At 67.0% G+C, this 15414-nt stretch carries 18 protein-coding genes; 5 read left to right on the forward strand and 13 right to left on the reverse strand.

Features of this window, described 5'->3' with window-relative positions; all coding sequences use genetic code 11:
• The first annotated feature begins 52 nt into the window (after positions 1 to 52).
• Complete coding sequence (locus MU582_16600) at positions 53 to 361, forward strand: hypothetical protein (protein ID UPK74040.1); 309 nt, start codon at positions 53 to 55, stop codon at positions 359 to 361.
• Positions 362 to 370: 9 nt separating this feature from the next.
• Here the strand turns inward: MU582_16600 and MU582_16605 are convergent, their stop codons facing one another.
• Positions 371 to 1057, reverse strand: a complete 687-nt coding sequence (locus MU582_16605; GenBank protein UPK74041.1) for a L,D-transpeptidase — start codon at positions 1055 to 1057, stop codon at positions 371 to 373.
• A gap of 365 nt (positions 1058 to 1422) precedes the next feature.
• Positions 1423 to 2181 (reverse strand): ParA family protein, encoded by a 759-nt coding sequence (locus MU582_16610; protein UPK74042.1) that lies wholly within the window; start codon positions 2179 to 2181, stop codon positions 1423 to 1425.
• Positions 2182 to 2297: 116 nt separating this feature from the next.
• Between MU582_16610 and MU582_16615 the strand changes: the two genes are divergently transcribed.
• On the forward strand, positions 2298 to 2879 hold the full coding sequence (locus tag MU582_16615) for a hypothetical protein (protein ID UPK74043.1): 582 nt from the start codon (positions 2298 to 2300) through the stop codon (positions 2877 to 2879).
• A complete protein-coding gene (locus MU582_16620) occupies positions 2876 to 3334 on the forward strand; it encodes a hypothetical protein (GenBank protein ID UPK74044.1) in 459 nt (152 codons plus the stop codon). Before MU582_16615 ends, MU582_16620 begins: the two co-directional genes overlap by 4 nt.
• Before the next feature lie 144 nt (positions 3335 to 3478).
• Here the strand turns inward: MU582_16620 and MU582_16625 are convergent, their stop codons facing one another.
• The 11 genes from MU582_16625 to MU582_16675 all read right to left on the reverse strand — a co-directional run bounded on the left by MU582_16625 (position 3479) and on the right by MU582_16675 (position 13054).
• The gene (locus tag MU582_16625; protein UPK74045.1) at positions 3479 to 4330 is read right to left on the reverse strand and encodes a PHP domain-containing protein; all 852 of its coding nucleotides are present in this window, start codon (positions 4328 to 4330) and stop codon (positions 3479 to 3481) included.
• Positions 4327 to 4842 carry a hypothetical protein gene (locus MU582_16630; GenBank protein UPK74046.1) on the reverse strand — a complete coding sequence of 172 codons (516 nt, stop codon included), beginning with the start codon at positions 4840 to 4842 and terminating at the stop codon, positions 4327 to 4329. Before MU582_16630 ends, MU582_16625 begins: the two co-directional genes overlap by 4 nt.
• 51 nt (positions 4843 to 4893) lie before the next feature.
• A complete protein-coding gene (locus tag MU582_16635; protein UPK74047.1) occupies positions 4894 to 5400 on the reverse strand; it encodes a MaoC family dehydratase in 507 nt (168 codons plus the stop codon).
• 79 nt (positions 5401 to 5479) lie between these two features.
• A complete protein-coding gene (locus MU582_16640; GenBank protein UPK74048.1) occupies positions 5480 to 6034 on the reverse strand; it encodes a histidine phosphatase family protein in 555 nt (184 codons plus the stop codon).
• Positions 6031 to 7164 carry a DUF2332 domain-containing protein gene (locus MU582_16645; protein ID UPK74049.1) on the reverse strand — a complete coding sequence of 378 codons (1134 nt, stop codon included), beginning with the start codon at positions 7162 to 7164 and terminating at the stop codon, positions 6031 to 6033. The genes MU582_16640 and MU582_16645 overlap by 4 nt, the downstream gene beginning before the upstream one ends.
• Before the next feature lie 8 nt (positions 7165 to 7172).
• Positions 7173 to 7664 carry a hypothetical protein gene (locus MU582_16650; protein ID UPK74050.1) on the reverse strand — a complete coding sequence of 164 codons (492 nt, stop codon included), beginning with the start codon at positions 7662 to 7664 and terminating at the stop codon, positions 7173 to 7175.
• 51 nt (positions 7665 to 7715) lie between these two features.
• Positions 7716 to 8921, reverse strand: a complete 1206-nt coding sequence (locus MU582_16655; GenBank protein ID UPK74051.1) for an acyl-CoA dehydrogenase family protein — start codon at positions 8919 to 8921, stop codon at positions 7716 to 7718.
• Between the two features lie 117 nt (positions 8922 to 9038).
• Positions 9039 to 9299: a hypothetical protein gene (locus MU582_16660; protein UPK74052.1), complete on the reverse strand. Its 261-nt coding sequence runs from the start codon at positions 9297 to 9299 to the stop codon at positions 9039 to 9041.
• On the reverse strand, positions 9266 to 10873 hold the full coding sequence (locus MU582_16665; GenBank protein ID UPK74053.1) for a hypothetical protein: 1608 nt from the start codon (positions 10871 to 10873) through the stop codon (positions 9266 to 9268). The genes MU582_16660 and MU582_16665 overlap by 34 nt, the downstream gene beginning before the upstream one ends.
• Positions 10874 to 11110: 237 nt before the next feature.
• Positions 11111 to 12076, reverse strand: coding sequence for a CoA ester lyase (locus MU582_16670; GenBank protein ID UPK74054.1), 966 nt, complete (start codon positions 12074 to 12076; stop codon positions 11111 to 11113).
• Between the two features lie 93 nt (positions 12077 to 12169).
• Positions 12170 to 13054, reverse strand: coding sequence for a DMT family transporter (locus MU582_16675; protein UPK74055.1), 885 nt, complete (start codon positions 13052 to 13054; stop codon positions 12170 to 12172).
• A gap of 537 nt (positions 13055 to 13591) precedes the next feature.
• On the opposite strand from MU582_16675, the gene MU582_16680 reads away from it, so the two are divergent.
• Complete coding sequence (locus MU582_16680; GenBank protein UPK74056.1) at positions 13592 to 14887, forward strand: CBS domain-containing protein; 1296 nt, start codon at positions 13592 to 13594, stop codon at positions 14885 to 14887.
• Positions 14877 to 15407 carry a DUF1003 domain-containing protein gene (locus tag MU582_16685; protein ID UPK74057.1) on the forward strand — a complete coding sequence of 177 codons (531 nt, stop codon included), beginning with the start codon at positions 14877 to 14879 and terminating at the stop codon, positions 15405 to 15407. Before MU582_16680 ends, MU582_16685 begins: the two co-directional genes overlap by 11 nt.
• Positions 15408 to 15414 lie beyond the last annotated feature (7 nt).

Genomic DNA, 15414 nt, shown 5'->3' on the forward strand with positions numbered 1-15414 from the left:
TCCGGGGGTGCACTACTCTGTGCTCCGCCGCGATGCATGCCGGAGGAGCAACGTGTTCGAACATTCGTACTGGGTCACCTATCTGTGCATAGCCGTCGCCTGGAGCGTCATCGGAATCGCCTTGCTCGCGCACCGCGCCGGCCTCCCGCAGAGGCTCGATGCGTTTCCGTACGCGGCGACCGGCTTCGTCGGGACCGGCGCCGTGTCTGCGCTGCTCGCCGCCGTCACGTACTCGCGCGGCTCCGGCCAGGCGTTCCTTGCCATCGTCGTATTGGCCGGACTTCTGACGCCGCTCGTCGGCTGGGTGATATCCCTGTTCGCGCCTGCCAACGACGGTGAGGGCGCTCCCGGCGACCACTAGCGCGTTGCGTCAGGCCACGACCACGACGCGGGTATGCATCTGCGCGAACCGCCACATCACCTTCGCATCCGAGCGGCGCTGCCGGATGCAGCCCGCCGACTGCGGCGTGCCGAGCGCATCGAAGGACTGGATGCGCTTGCCCGACCCGTCTACCGGGATGTCGTGGAACCCGATGTTGGAGTTCTTCCCGCGGGCGAACCGTACGAAGTACTCCATCGTGCTGTGGCCGCCGAAGCCGACCGCATGCCGCGACCGGGAGAAGACGCGGTACCGACCGGGTGAGAGGTTCTCCGAGCGACTACCCGATACGCGGTACGTAGAACGCACCTTGTCGTTCGCACCGATGATCCAGACTCGCTGGCCCGAGATGTCGAACACCACCCGCCGGCCCGACCCGGACCGGCGCGGGACGTCGGCACTCGACGTCGGCTCCGACTGCTGCTCGGGCCCCGGCTCGACGGCGAGCTGCGCGGCCAGATCGTCGATGCCGTCGCTGATGACCGGCAATGTCGGGTCGTCAGCGTACGCAGAGGTGTTCGCATTCTCGCCCCACGGACCGAACGCCACGACGGCGATGATGCCGGTGACCAAGAACGTGGCGAGCAGCAGACCGCCGCGGCCCAGTAGAGCGGCATTGCGCTGCCACGTCGTCGCACCGTCGCGATGACGCGACGACGTACGACGATGACTAGCCACCTTGCCATGGTAGCGATCTCGTGGGCCGCGTCATCCTCCTCGGTCGGCTTGTCGGCCGGATCCCGGGTCTTTTGGTGACACCGCCGCTCGGTTCGGGTTCGCGGTCGGCTTTCGCCTTGCTCCGGTGCGACTACCCGCCTGCCCGATTCCTCGCCGCCGTCGGCGCCTCGGCTGGGAAAAGGACGCGGCGACGCGCGGAGCCGGGTCTTCGGTTCGGTTGCTTGGCGGCTTTCCGGCCACCTTGGGATGGTTTCGGGGTAAGGTTTGGTGCTTCCCAAGGAGGGTTGTCACTGTCCACGGGACGTCTCCCTTGGGACAGCGCGGTTTGCCTTGGTACCAAGGCAAACCGCGCCCGTCATGAGAGGTCAGGCGCTGCGGTCGAGAGTCGCAGCGACCTCGCGGTACGCCGCTGCGCCGCGATGCGACTTCGACGTGCCCAGGATGGAGCGTCCGAGGGCAGGCGCCTCGGCGAAGCGGATCGTCTTCGGGATCGGCGGTCCGATGACCGGCAGTTCGTACGTCTCGCTGATCGTGTCGAGGACCGCCTTCGCATGCTTGGTACGCCCGTCGTACATCGTGGGCAAGAGGCCGAGCACCTCAAGGCGCTGGTTGGTGAACTCGCGTACGTCGTAGACAGTGTCGAGCAGCTGGCCGACACCACGATGCGATAACGTCTCGCATTGCAGGGGGATGAGCACCTCGTCGGCGGCCGATAGTGCGCCGACGGTGAGGATTCCGAGTGATGGCGGGCAGTCGAGCAGCACCCAGTCGTAGTCGTCGGCGAACCCGTCGAGCGCAGCGCGTACCGCCTGCTCGCGACCGGTACGGGTGAGCAAAGCCGCCTCGGCCGCCGCGAGTTCGATAGTCGCGGGCAGTAGGTCGATCCCTTCCTCGGTGCACACGCATACGTCTGCCGGCTGCTTGTCGCGGGCAAGAACGTTGTGGACGGAAGTGTCGAGGTCTTCGGGGTCGATGCCAAGCGAGAACGTCAAGCACGCTTGCGGGTCGAGGTCGACCAGAAGTACGCGCCGACCGAGCTCGCGGAGTGCGACGCCGAGCGATGCGACAGTCGTCGTCTTCGCGACGCCGCCCTTCTGGTTCGCCACCGCGAGCGTGCGAGTCATCGCCCCATTGTGCCCGACCGCCGCCGGCTCCGACTCGGGTGTCAGCGATCTGAAAGCGGAACGCCAGCGCGTTCCGACATGCTCGTGACCAACAAGACCGGAGGGGTCCGATGTCCATGGACGAAACTACTGACCGACAGCCCGCGCCCGACGAGACACCGTACTCCCAGGATCGGGTCCTGCTCGTCTGGCAGTGGATCTTCGGCTGCGCGGCCGCGGCCACACTGGTTCTCGCGGCCATCGTCTCGACAGCCGAGCCGACGCTGACGTACGAAGACTTGGAACCGACCGGCGAAACGGTGCAGATCGAGTGTCGGTCAACGGGACAGGGATTCGCCGGACAACGGCTGTCCAGACCGTCGACATCCGGGTACAGCTATGAGGTCACCTCCGGCGAAGGCGCGTACGACGCCTGGGAGCAGCAGGAGGCGGAGCGTTTCAGCGGCACCGCCCAGGCGTTCAATCCGTCTGACGGCATCGACACAGCGTGTGCGAGCGCTGCCACCAAACGACTCGAGGTCACCGTGTGGATCCTCATGCTCGCGGTGGTCCTCGGGATCTGCCTCGCCTCGGTGAGTTTCGTTCGGCTCCGGGACGGGTCGAAACGCCCCGATTTTGCGCCAACCGAGACGTACGCCGACCAGACGCCGACGGTCACCGATCAGCAGAACGACGATGACGAGGCACAGCAGCCGTGATCATCCGTTGTTGTTTCGCCCTATTGAGTGCGGTCCTCGTGTGCATCGCGGTCGCGCTGACCTGGAACGCCCCCGAGCTCACGTACTCATCGGACATCGTGGAGAACGAGCACGACATCTTGGTGTCGTGCACCGATGACACAAACGACGGTTCGTCAGAGCGCAGCGGGGCACTTGCCGACGCGCCACTGCTGGACACCGGCGAGCATCTCCGGCCACGCTTCGAGATCGTACGCGGCGAAGATGTCATCGACCGCATCACCGCTGAGTTGCCTGCAGAAGACCCTGACTCGATGACGGTCTATCGCGGCATCAACGCCGACTGCGCCGCCGCCCGTACATCCAGGATGAGCACGGCCACGCAGATCCTCGGTGGCGCTCTGCTCGTAGCGCTCCTTGCGCTACTTGCCCCGACCTACCTACGCCTGCGATCGACCACCCGAACGGAGCCGTGATGACGATTCGATCCCGCCTGCTCATCGGCCTGCGCGTTGCGGCCGCACGGGCTCCCGCATCATCACTCTGATCTGGCTCGTCACCGCCGCTCGCGCCGCCGGTCTGGTCTTTGTCGGTTCACTGGTCGTTCCCGCCCGCCGCGATCAGCGACCGACGCCGGCCGCGCTCATCAGCCGCGCGTACTCCTCCGGCGCCGTCGTATTGCAGCCGAGCTCGAAGTCGATCTTGCCGGTGCCGTGATAGTCACTGGAGCCGGTGACGATCAGGTCGAGGTCCCGTGCGATCGCACGCAACTCTTCGCGTACGGGCTCCGGGTGGTCGTTGTGGTCGACCTCGACCCCGCTGAGGCCGGCAGCTTGCAGATCGGCGATCGCATCGCGATCCAGTGCGCTGCCGGCGCGTCTCCCCCACGGATGTGCGATCACGGCCACGCCACCCGCCTCGACCACCAGCTCGATCATCGCCGTCAGGTCGGCTGCATACCGGTGTACGTACGCCGGGCGGCCCGCCTTCAGGAACCGGTCGAACGCCTCGTCCCGGTTGGCGACGTACCCGCGGGCGACCAGTGCATCGGCGACATGCGGACGCCCCGTCGCGACGGCGTCTTCGGCGACCGCGTGTACGTCCTCGACGGAGATCGTCATGCCCAGCGCGCGCAGACGCTCGATCGTACGAGGAAGCCGGCCGTTGCGTCCGGCGAGTACGCGTTCCAGTTCGGCAAGCAGCCGGGCGTACTGCGGGTCGGGCTCGTACGCGAGTAGGTGAACGCTCGAGCCCTCGTGCTCGCAGGAGATCTCGAGCCCGCGTACCAGCGTGATGCCGACGTCGGCGGCCGCACGCTCAGCCTCCTCCCAACCGGCCATCGAATCGTGATCGGTGAGTGCAACGACATCGAGCCCGGAGGCGTGCGCCTTCCGGACGAGTTCGGCCGGCGAGTCAGTGCCGTCCGAGCGGTCCGAATGCGTGTGCAGGTCGATTCGCAAGGGCTCCGTCACCACGGGCGCCTCGACGTCAGCCCCGTCACCGGTATCAGGTCCAGCTCGCCGAGCAGATCCGAGAGCGCCTTGAGCCGAAAGTCGTCGCTCAACAGCAGCGAGGTGGAGTCGGGGAACATCACCAGCCAGAGCCAACGCCCGGCCGCCTCCCCGAGCACGACATCACGGTCGGCTGAGCTGTCGACCCGCCACATCGGCGCGCGCCGATCGTCGACCGAGATATGCACATCGGCCGCCTGACGTTCGGGCGCCAGCCCACCACCGGCGTACGAAGCGCCGACGGCCGCGGGCCCGACCGATCCGCCCGGCTCCTCGCTGATCACGAAGATGTCGGCAACGCCATCGACGAGAGCCGGTCCGCTGCATGCGACAACGGTCGCGCCGTCGATACCGTGCCCGATGCCGCTCACCGCCCAGCCCGCCGGCATCGGCCAGGGCACCCAGGCGGGTAGCTCCGACTGGGTCGCGCAGGTGAGCAGCCGGTGGACCGACGGCTCGAGAAGCTCCGACATGCACCGAACGCTGCCCCGACTACGGGTCGACGTCAACTCGACGCGCGTACGTCAGGCGTCAGAGACGACCGGACGGCCGGGTTGCTCTCCGCCGCGTGCATCGAGGTAGTTCTGCTTCGGCACCATCACCTTGCGGCGGAACACGCAGACCATGGTGCCGTCCTGGTTGTAGCCCTTGGTCTCCACGTACACGACACCGCGGTCGTCCTTGCTCTTGCTCTCCCACTTGTCGAGCACCTGGGTCTCACCGTAGATGGTGTCGCCGTGGAACGTCGGCGCGACGTGCTTCAGCGACTCCACCTCGAGGTTCGCGATCGCCTTGCCGGAGATGTCGGGAACGCTCATGCCGAGCAGCAGCGAGTAGATGTAGTTGCCCACGACGACGTTCTTGCCGAACTGGGTCGTCTCGCCTGCGTAGTTCGCGTCCAGGTGCAACGGGTGGTGGTTCATCGTGATCAGGCAGAACAGGTGATCGTCGTACTCGGTGACCGTCTTGCCGGGCCAGTGCTTGTACGTCGCGCCGACCTCGAACTCCTCGTAGCTACGACCGAACTGCATTCTCTACTCCTCCAGCGCCGTCGGGACTCAGCACATCATGGCCGATCCGAGGCGGCGCGGGGCGTCGAGGTGAGCAGCCTCACGCGTTCCAGCGGTCGATGACGGGCGTGCCTCGATCGTCGCTCAGCACCGAGACGGTGGCCGTGTGGAGGCGCAGATAGCGGCCGAGAGCGACCGGCTCGCCGAGCCACCGTGCGGCCAGGGCCCGTAACGCGTGACCGTGCCCGAACACGAGGACACGCCCGGGGTACGACCGCAGCCGCTCCACGACCCGGTCGAGTCGCTCGGTGAGGTGCGCAGTGCTTTCACCGCCCGGCACGGGGTGGGTCCACACGGTCCAGCCCGGAACGCTCTCTCTGATCTTCGCGGTTGTGACGCCTTCGTACTCGCCGTAGTCCCACTCGACCAGGTCGGGGTCGACCTCGGGATCGGGGTATCCGGCCAGCTCTGCGGTACGCCGTGCACGTAGTCGCGGGCTGGCCAGGACGGCGTCGAAGTCGACCCCGTGCACGGCATCGCGAACAGCAAGGGCCTGGCGCTCTCCGTTCGCCGTGAGCGGCAGGTCGGTGTGCGAGGTGTGCCGGCCTGCCGCCGACCACTCGGTCTCACCGTGACGTACGAGCCACGCCGTCACGTCGCCTCCCAGATCGTGGGTATCCCGTGCGGAGCCGCCGAACCGATGATGGTGCGCTCACCCCACGGCCAGGTGGTGAGCGCGACGAGGAACTCGTGCGGCGAGTCCGGCGTACGGCGCGCAGGCTCCAACGCCAGATGGGCGAACGGCATCTGCGGCGTGCCTTGCGCGCCGAGCTCTGCGATCCGCTCCTCACAGGCCTCGCGATCGGCCGCCTCGAGGTACTGCCACATCACCGAATGCCACAGCACCGTCGTCGTGCCCGGTGTCAGCTCGAGGTTGTGCAATGTAGTCACCGCATCGCATTCGAGCATCGTCGCGGGCACGGCTCGGGCGACCGCGAGAGCACCGCGTACCCGCGCGACCCGCTCCGGCATATCGGGCCATACGTATGACTCGACGGCGATCCGGCCGTCGAGGGTGGTCGGATCGAGTGGTGCGATATCGGCGCCGACCCGCTCCACGATGTCGAGCGGCGCATCGAGTGGCGGCAGCGGTCCGCGCCAGACGTCATCGAGCTGCAGAGTGCTCCCCTCCGGACCCCATGCCGCGGTGCCGGGGTCGGCGACATTGGGGTCGAATCGCGGAAAGGTGTAGCGGAATCGGTCGGCGCGCAGGTTCAACCCGGCCGACGCACCGATCTCGAAGAGTCGGATGGGCAGCATCAGCCGGTCGGCGATGCGCAGCAAACCACCCAGCAATGCCGCGGAGCGCCCGACCTCGTTGGTCTGCGGTGGCTGGTCGAGCATGGTCGAGAGATCCTCGCCCCGATCGCGGAGCAGCTCGCGTACGTGCGGCCAGGCGCCTGTGAGGTTCCAGGTACCACCGACCGTCGGGTAGTACGCCGCCAGCTCCTCGGCCTCGCCGGCGAGCACGAGGCGGTGCAGACCACCGGCCAACCGAAGTGCCAACGCGCTCGGACCGGGGTCGTACTCATGACCGGCGAGCACCTTGGCCGTGACGCCGTGCGCCTCGATGTCGTCGGCAATTCGACCGAGCAACTGGGCGTACATCGGCGAGCCGATCTTCGCGCATGCCTCGGCCTGCCAGCGGAAGTCGGCGGCCAGATCACCGGATCTAGCACGCCCGCGGTCTCCTGTCATCCGCGCGCTGCCGGCCGGGCGCGTCAAGCCGACTCCTACCACTCGATCTTGTTGCCCGGCATCTTCTGCAACAGCTCCTGAGCCTTCGCCAGATGCTTGTGCTCGACGAGCACTTCGTACTTGGTGGCGATGACCTGGGTGACCGAGGTGAAGTCGCGGCGGCCGCCGGTCATCGCATAACCGACGATGCCGAAGACCGCACCGAAGACGATGCCGACGAGGGCGGCGCTCAGTACGACGGCGAGCCAGCTGCCTTCTTCGGAGAACAACCCGAGCATCAGACCGATGAACACGCCGAACCACGCACCCGACGCGGCACCGGCCGCCGCGGCGCGTCCGTACGTCAACCGCCCGGTGACGCGCTCCACCTGCTTGAGGTCGGTGCCGACGATCATGCAGTTCTCGACCGGGAACTCCTCATCGGACAGGTAGTCGACTGCCTTCTGCGCGTCGGCGTAGTCGTCGTACGTACCGAGCGACCAGGGGTAGTCGAGCTGGATGGACGGTCGTTGCACATTCGAAGCCATCGGACCTCCAGCGGTCGGATCGAGTAACTCGAGTGTAGTGCGCAGCGAGCCTCAGCTGGTCTTGTACTCCTCCAGCAGGCGGCGACCGATGATCATCCGCTGGATGTCGGCCGTGCCTTCGCCGATCAGCAACATCGGCGCCTCTCGGTATAGCCGCTCGATCTCGTACTCCTTGGAGAATCCGTAGCCGCCGTGGATTCGGAAGGAATCCTCGACGACCTCGGCGCAGTACTCGCTCGCGAGGTACTTCGCCATGCCGGCCTCGAGATCGTTGCGCTCGCCGGAGTCCTTCTTCCGTGCGGCGCCGACGACCATTGCATGCGCCGCCTCGACCTTCGTACCCATCTCGGCGATGCGGAAGAGCACGGCCTGGTGTTCGGCGATCTTCTTGCCGAACGTCTCCCGCTCCTGGGCGTACGCGACGCCGAGCTCGAACGCGCGGTTGGCGACGCCGACGCCACGAGCAGCGACATTGACGCGACCGACCTCGACGCCGTCCATCATCTGGTAGAAGCCGCGGCCGGGCTCACCGCCGAGGATCTGGTCGGCGTCGATCCGGTGCTTGTCGAGGATGAGCTCGGTCGTGTCGACGCCCTTGTAGCCCATCTTCTCCAGCTTGCCGGGCACGGTGATGCCTTGCGCGGTCTCGCCGAAGCCCGACTCCTTCTCGACCAGGAAGGTGGACATGTTCTGGTGCGGCTTCGACCTGTTCTCGTCGTCGAGGTCGGTGCGTACCAGCAGCGCGACGAGGTTGGCGGAGCCGCCGTTGGTCAGCCACATCTTCTGGCCGGTGATCTCGTACCCGCCGTCATCGGTTTTAGTCGCCTTGGTCTTGATCGCCGAGACGTCGGAGCCGAGACCGGGCTCCGACATCGAGAATGCGCCGCGTACCTCGCCGGTGGCCATCCTGGGCAGGTACTTCTGCTTCTGTTCCGGTGTGCCGTGCTGCATCAGCATGTACGCGACGATGAAGTGGGTGTTGATGACGCCCGAGACGCTCATCCAGCCGCGCGCGATCTCCTCGACCACGAGCGCGTACGTCAGCAGCGACTCGCCGAGACCGCCGTACTCCTCGGGGATGGTCAGCCCGAACAGGCCGAGCTCCTTGAGGCCCTCGACAATCTCGGTTGGGTACTCGTCGCGATGCTCGAGTTCGGTTGCTACCGGAAGGATCTCGTTGTCGACGAACGTACGGACGGTCTTGAGGATCTCTTCCTGGACATCGGTGAGACCGTCAGTGGACACAAGGCGACCCATAGTGGACCTTTCTGAGCACAGCCACGAACAGATACTGGCGGGTAGGTTTGCGCCGAGTATGGCGGTATGCCGCGCCGCGAGCCATGACAGGGCTCACACGCCCGGCCTTCGCGATCGTCAGAGCTGGGTGCGGTACTGGTCCAGCAGCTCGCGTGCCTTCGCCTCGTCACGATCTGCGAGCGGGACCAACAGCTCGGTGACCACGTCGGTGAGCTCGGCGAGCCGGCGATTGAGCTCGCGGTTCTCCTGTACCTCGCGTTCGAGCACGGCGATGCGCTGACGCATCGACTCGACGCGACGGGCGAGCTCGTCGTCGACCTCCTGCGCGGGGAGGATCCGGCGTTTCACTGCGCCGAGTCGCTTTCGTACTGCTCCCATGTCACCACCATCAACGTGTATCGGGGTTCGGCAATTGTCGTGGGTTCTTGCACCTCGCGGTCGAGCACTCGTCCGCCTGACGCTTCGATCTCCTCGAGGAGTACGCGCTGCGGTGCCGGTCGCAGGAGCCGTTGGCCGAGGTCGTCGTGCGTGCCGCGCTGATCGGGATCGACCACCTCGAGGTACACGCGGGTGCCGTCGCGGGCGACCATGCTGCAGAGCCGCCAGAGGTTCTTGCGGACGCGACGGTCCAATGAGCAGGCCAGCAGTCGCGCCGTCACAGCCCGCTTGCCGGGCAACCGCGTGATCCACGCCCCGGTCGCGAGCACCGACCGCATGTCGCAGAGGTTGAGCGGCTCGAACTGCGCGTCGAGACCGGCCTCGGCTGCCCATTTGCTGGCGTTGCGCTCGGCGTTGTGGGAGTAGTCGAGCCCGACCGCGTTCCGGCTCCTCGAATGCCACATCACGTCGACGCCCTTGCCGGAGCCGAGGTCGACGATGAGGTCGGCATCGGGCTCGCGGTCGGCGACCCAGCGGGCGAAGTCGGTCGGCTCGATCTCGGGAATCGTCCGCCAGCGCGACCAGAATCGGTCCCATTCGTCACGGAACCTGCGCGTACCCCGGAACCAGCCGTCGAGCCGGCGGCGCGTCGAAACCGGCGTCTCGAAGTGGAACGCCGGGTCGGGGACCTTCCAACTCGGACCGTACGTGATCGCCAACCAGGCATCGGCGTCGGCCGGGGCCGGTAACGTACGACCCTCGAGGGTGCACGTGCCCAGCGGATAGACCTGTGCGCGGTCGAACTCGGCGGCGATCTCGCCCATGACGTACAGCGTGTCGTCTACGAACGCCGCACCGAAAACGTCGAGTCCGCGCTCGGAGCCGTCTTCCTCCTCGACGTAGATCTTCATCGCGAAAGCCGAATGCCGCTGCACCGAGTAGCCGCGCTCGCGCAGATGACGGTCGATGCGGTACGACTCGCGGATCAGGTCGACGGGATTCGTCAGCGAGCTGACGTACGCGAGGTCGGCGTCGCTGTCGTGGCCGATCAGTTTGCCGTTTCGTACGGCCCCGAGCAGCGTGCCGTACGCCGGGAACGCGTCGATGCCGATCTCCCGCAGGCCAGCCAGCACATCTTCGATGGTGTCGAGCAACGCCTCGCGATCACGCGGGTCTCCACCGGCGAAGACCCGCTGCAGCTCACCGGTCTTGTCGGTGGCGAGCGGGTGCCCGTCGGCGTCGGTAACCGAGATCTGCTCGTCGGAGTCGCCGAACCGGATGTCGTCCTCGTGGACGACCGTCTCTTCGACGTGCTCGCGAACGACGATTCGGGTCTTGCCATCGAGGTACTTGCGCAGACTGCGCGGCCAGCGGATGAGGCGATCGTCGCCGGCGGCCTCGGAGTCACGCAGGAACCAGAACGACCAGATCCGGCGGCCGTCGAACAGCACGTCGTAGACGCCTTCGGTCGGGCCACTCGCCCGGATACCGTCGGCGTCGATCTGAGTCACCCGTACCAGTGAGCTCTGCGCGCCGTCCTGCGTGGATCCAGCGCTCGTTGGCGCAGCGCTCATCGTGGTATGCACCCGCGCCTAGCGCGAATGCCGTCCAAGACAGCCATTGGTTCCCTCATCTCCATGCCGACACGCACGAATCAGGTCGTACGGGCCGGGCCCTACACTGCACGTCGCGGCTTTTGTGGCACGACAGATGGTGGCGCCCGCGGGCGCACCGTCCGAAGAGACGACGCACTCGGGGCGCCGATGGTTGCCAGTGTATGGCGGGCAGATGTCCAGCAGGTGCTACGACGCCTATTCCGCCGGCGGCTGCCAGCGGTCCGTACGTTCCATACCGGCCGCACGGCCCTTGGCGGAGATCACAAGTGCCATCTTGCGCGACGCCTCGTCGATCATCTCGTCGCCGAGCATCGCGGCACCGGTCTTGCCGCCCGCTTCGGAGGTGCACCACTCGTACGCGTCGAGGATGTTCTCGGCGTGGTCGTAGTCCTCCTGGCGGGGGCTGAACATCTCGTTGGCAGCCGCGACCTGGTCGGGGTGCAGGCACCACTTGCCGTCGAAGCCGAGCGCGGCCGACCTCCCCGCGACCTTGCGGAACGCCTCGGTGTCGCGAACCTGCAGGTACGGGCCGTCGATTGCCTGCAGGTCATGCGCGCGAGCCGCCATCAGGATGCTCATCAAGATGTGGTGGTAGGCGTCGCCGACGTCGTACCCGGGCGGCTGCTCACCGACGACGAGCGACTTCATGTTGATGCTCGCCATGAAGTCGGCCGGGCCGAAGATGATGGTCTCCACACGCGGGCTCGCGGTCGCGATCGGATCGACGTTGATCAGACCCTGTGCGTTCTCGATCTGAGCCTCGATGCCGATTCTGCCCGGCTCGAGCCCGACCTCGGTCTCGATCTGGCTGAGCAGCATGTCGAGCGCCTTGACCTGCTCGGGGCTCTGCACCTTCGGCAGCATGATGCAGTCCAAGTTGGCGCCGGCCCCTTCGACGACCTCGATCACATCGCGGTACGTCCACTGGGTCGTCCAGTCGTTGACTCGTACGACGCGGACCTTCTCGCCCCAGCCGCCTTCGTTCAGCGCCGCGACGATGTTCTTGCGGGCATCCGGCTTCGCGAGCGGCGCGACGGCGTCCTCGATGTCGAGGAACACCTGGTCGGTGTCGAGGCCCTTGGCCTTCTCCAGGAACCGCGGGTTCGAGCCGGGTACGGCCAGGCAGGAACGACGCGAGCGCAGGGGCGATGACTCAGACATGCAGAACCTCCAGGTGGGTTGCCACCGGACTGTAACTCGTCAGTAGCACGCGCGGGAGACCTCTCGGGGGTGACGATGGGCACAGGCGACTGGTCAGTCGGCGGGTCCGACGGGCACCGAGTCGGCATCGGGCGGCCGGCGGGTCACGACCACCGCAAGCCCGGCGAGAATCAGGCAGAGGCCCACGTACACCCCGAAACCGGGTGCTTGCCCGAGGAACACCCCGGCGAGCAACGCCGCCCCGGGCACCTCGAGCAGCAGGATCAGCGATACGAGGGTCGGGCTCATCACGGCGAGCAGATGGTTGAACAAGGAGTGCCCGAGCAGCTGCGCCGCGACCATCACGCCGACGATCGCCGCCCACGTACGCGCATCGAACCCGATCAGCTCCTGCCCGCTCGCCGTCGCGAAGACCAACAGGACCGCTGCGCAGGTGGTGTAGCAGAGCGCCGTGTACGAGATGGTGCTCACGCGCCGACGCACGGCCGCGCCCGTCATCGTGTACAGCGCCGCGAACGCACCGCCCAAGAGGGCGAGCAGGTCGCCGACGAGCGCCCGCGTGGACAGGCTCAGGTCGACGCCCGATACGACCACGACACCGCCCACCGCGAGCAGCAGGCCAACGACAACACCCCCGTCGGCCGGCGTACCGCGAAGACGCTCGAAGAAGACGATCCAGCCGACCTGCAGACACACCAACGCCGTCGCCGATGCCACCGACGTCATCTTGAGCGAGGTCACCCAGGTGGCGAAGTGACCGGCGAGCATCGCTCCGGCGAAGACGATCGCGCGGAGGTCGCTCGACGTGAGCTCTCGCAGCTCGCGCCTGCGTACCGTTGCAGCGACGGGAAGGAGCAGGGCCGACGCCATCGCATTGCGCCAGAACGAGATCGCAAGTGCGGGCGCATTCGCACCGGCCATCAGCGGACCGGACGCCGAGACTCCGCAGAGGCCGATCAGCGCGAGCACAACGTTCACTGCGTAAGTGTCGCTGACCAGGCGTGACGTCGCGGCATCGGCACGGCGGCGGAGCGGCCTTTGCCGGTCCGCCTCGATTTCGCGGAGTCGCTCGGGCCGTCGTTTACCAAGTAAACATGGTGAAACTCCGCTCTGCGTGACAGATGCGCCGTGCAAAGCGGAAGGTTGCCGTTCCCGGTGGTACGTACGTGGCTGACGTGGCAGAAGTCTGCTCACTCGCGCCGATCGTCGTGCGGTTTGCCTTGGTACCAAGGCAAGCGGTCACCGTCCCAAGGAACACTCCCCGTGGACAGTGACAACCGTCCTTGGGAAGCAACTCACCTTACCCCGCGGCCGCCCCGAAGTGGCAGGACGGCCGCCAAGCAACCGAGCCGAAGTGGCGCCTTCGCGCGCCGCCGCGTCTTTGCATCAACCGAAGTAGGCGAGGGAGCCGACAGCGACGAGAAGCGCAGCGGCGGGTGGTCGCCGAAACCAGGTGACGACGTTGCGCGCGGCATCACCGTCCGAAACCGGTCCGCCCGAGTACGCTCGGTAGCTGTGACGACGCCAACCGGGACCACCGCGACGACCCGGATCTTCCTCGCCAGGCTCGTCGGCCAGGCGGTGTACGACCCATCCGGCGACCAGGTCGGCAAGGTGCGCGATGTCGTCGTGACCATCCGGCCGACGAATCCCCGGGTGCTCGGGCTCGTGGTCGAGGTTCTCGGGCGCCGACGGATCTTCCTGCCAATGACCCGGGTGACGTCACTCGACGGCGGGCAGGTCATCTCGACCGGAGTACTGAACGTACGCCGGTTCGAGCAGCGCGCCAGTGAACGTCTGGTCGTCGGCGAACTCTTCGACCGCACCGTCACGATCAAGTCGACCGAGATCACCGGAACGGTCTACGACCTCGCGATGGAGCAGCTTCGCGGAGGCGACTGGTTCCTGAGCCAGGTGGCGGTACGCGAGCGGGGCCGGCGGTTCGGTCGGCGCGGTTCCAGCCAGGTGGCCGACTGGGACGACGTCGTCGGCCTGACCGCAGAGCGGGCGCCGCAGGGAGCGACGCATCTGCTCGAGACGATGGACTCGATGCGTCCGGCCGACCTCGCCAACGCGTTGCACGACCTGACGTCCAAGCGGCGCTCCGAGATCGCTACCGAGCTTGGCGACGAGCGGCTGGCCGATGTCCTGGAGGAGTTGCCCGAGGCAGACCAGGTCGAGATCCTCGGCGCGCTCGACCCCGAACGCGCGGCGGACGTACTCGAGGAGATGTCGCCGGATGACGCCGCGGACCTCGTCGCGGAGCTGCCGGACCAGATCGCCGAGCGACTCCTCACCCTGATGGAGCCCGGTGACGCCGAGGACGTACGTCGGTTGCTGACGTACGAGGAGCGGACCGCCGGCGCGATGATGACCACCGAGCCGGTGATCGTGTCGACGGATGCGACTCTCGCCGAGGCACTCGCGCGCGTACGTGAGCCGGAGCTGAGCCCCTCGCTCGCGGCGATGGTTTACGTGTGCCGGGCGCCGCTCGAGACACCGACCGGCAAGTTCCTCGGCGTGGCGCACATCCAGGCGCTGTTACGTGACCCACCGTCGACGTTGGTGAGCGCGATCGCCGACAACGACATCGAATGGCCGCGACCCGAGTCTTCCCTCGAGGACGTCGCCCGGCTACTGGCCGCGTACAACATGATCGCGTGCCCGGTGGTCGATGACGCGTCCCATCTGCTCGGCGTCGTCACGGTCGACGACCTACTCGACCATCTCCTGCCCAAGGGGTGGCGAGACCGGCGTACCGGTGACGGTGCGGCACCTGCCGCGGAGAGGTTCGAGGCCGATGGCATCTAGCGAGCGGCGGCTGCGCCTTGACCAGCCGGTCGACACTCGGCGCGTACGCCGGCCGGACTACGATCCCGAGACCTTCGGTCGGTTCGCCGAGACCTTCGCGCGCTTCATGGGCACGGCCCGGTTCATCGGCTACATGACGGTGTTCATCGCCGTCTGGATCGTCTGGAACGTTCCGTGGGGCCCTGACCGGCCACGGTGGGACGAGTACCCGTTCATCTTCTTGACCTTGATGCTCTCGCTACAGGCCTCGTACGCCGCACCGCTCATCCTGCTCGCCCAGAACCGGCAGGAAGGTCGAGACCGGGTCACCCAAGAGCAGGACCGCACGGCGAACACCCGCGCGCACGCCGATATGGAGTTCCTCGCGCGCGAGGTCGCGAGCCTGCGCCAGGGCCTCGGCGAGGTGGCGACCCGCGATTTCCTGCGTTCGGAGCTACGGGCCCTGGCCGGCGAGCTCGATGCGCGCTCCGATCGAAACACCGGGCGTACCGACGGCGTATCCGACCCGGAGCGGGGGTGACGAGCAC

The sequence above is a fragment of the Nocardioidaceae bacterium SCSIO 66511 genome (assembly GCA_023100825.1).
Classification (GTDB): Bacteria; Actinomycetota; Actinomycetes; order Propionibacteriales; family Nocardioidaceae; genus Solicola.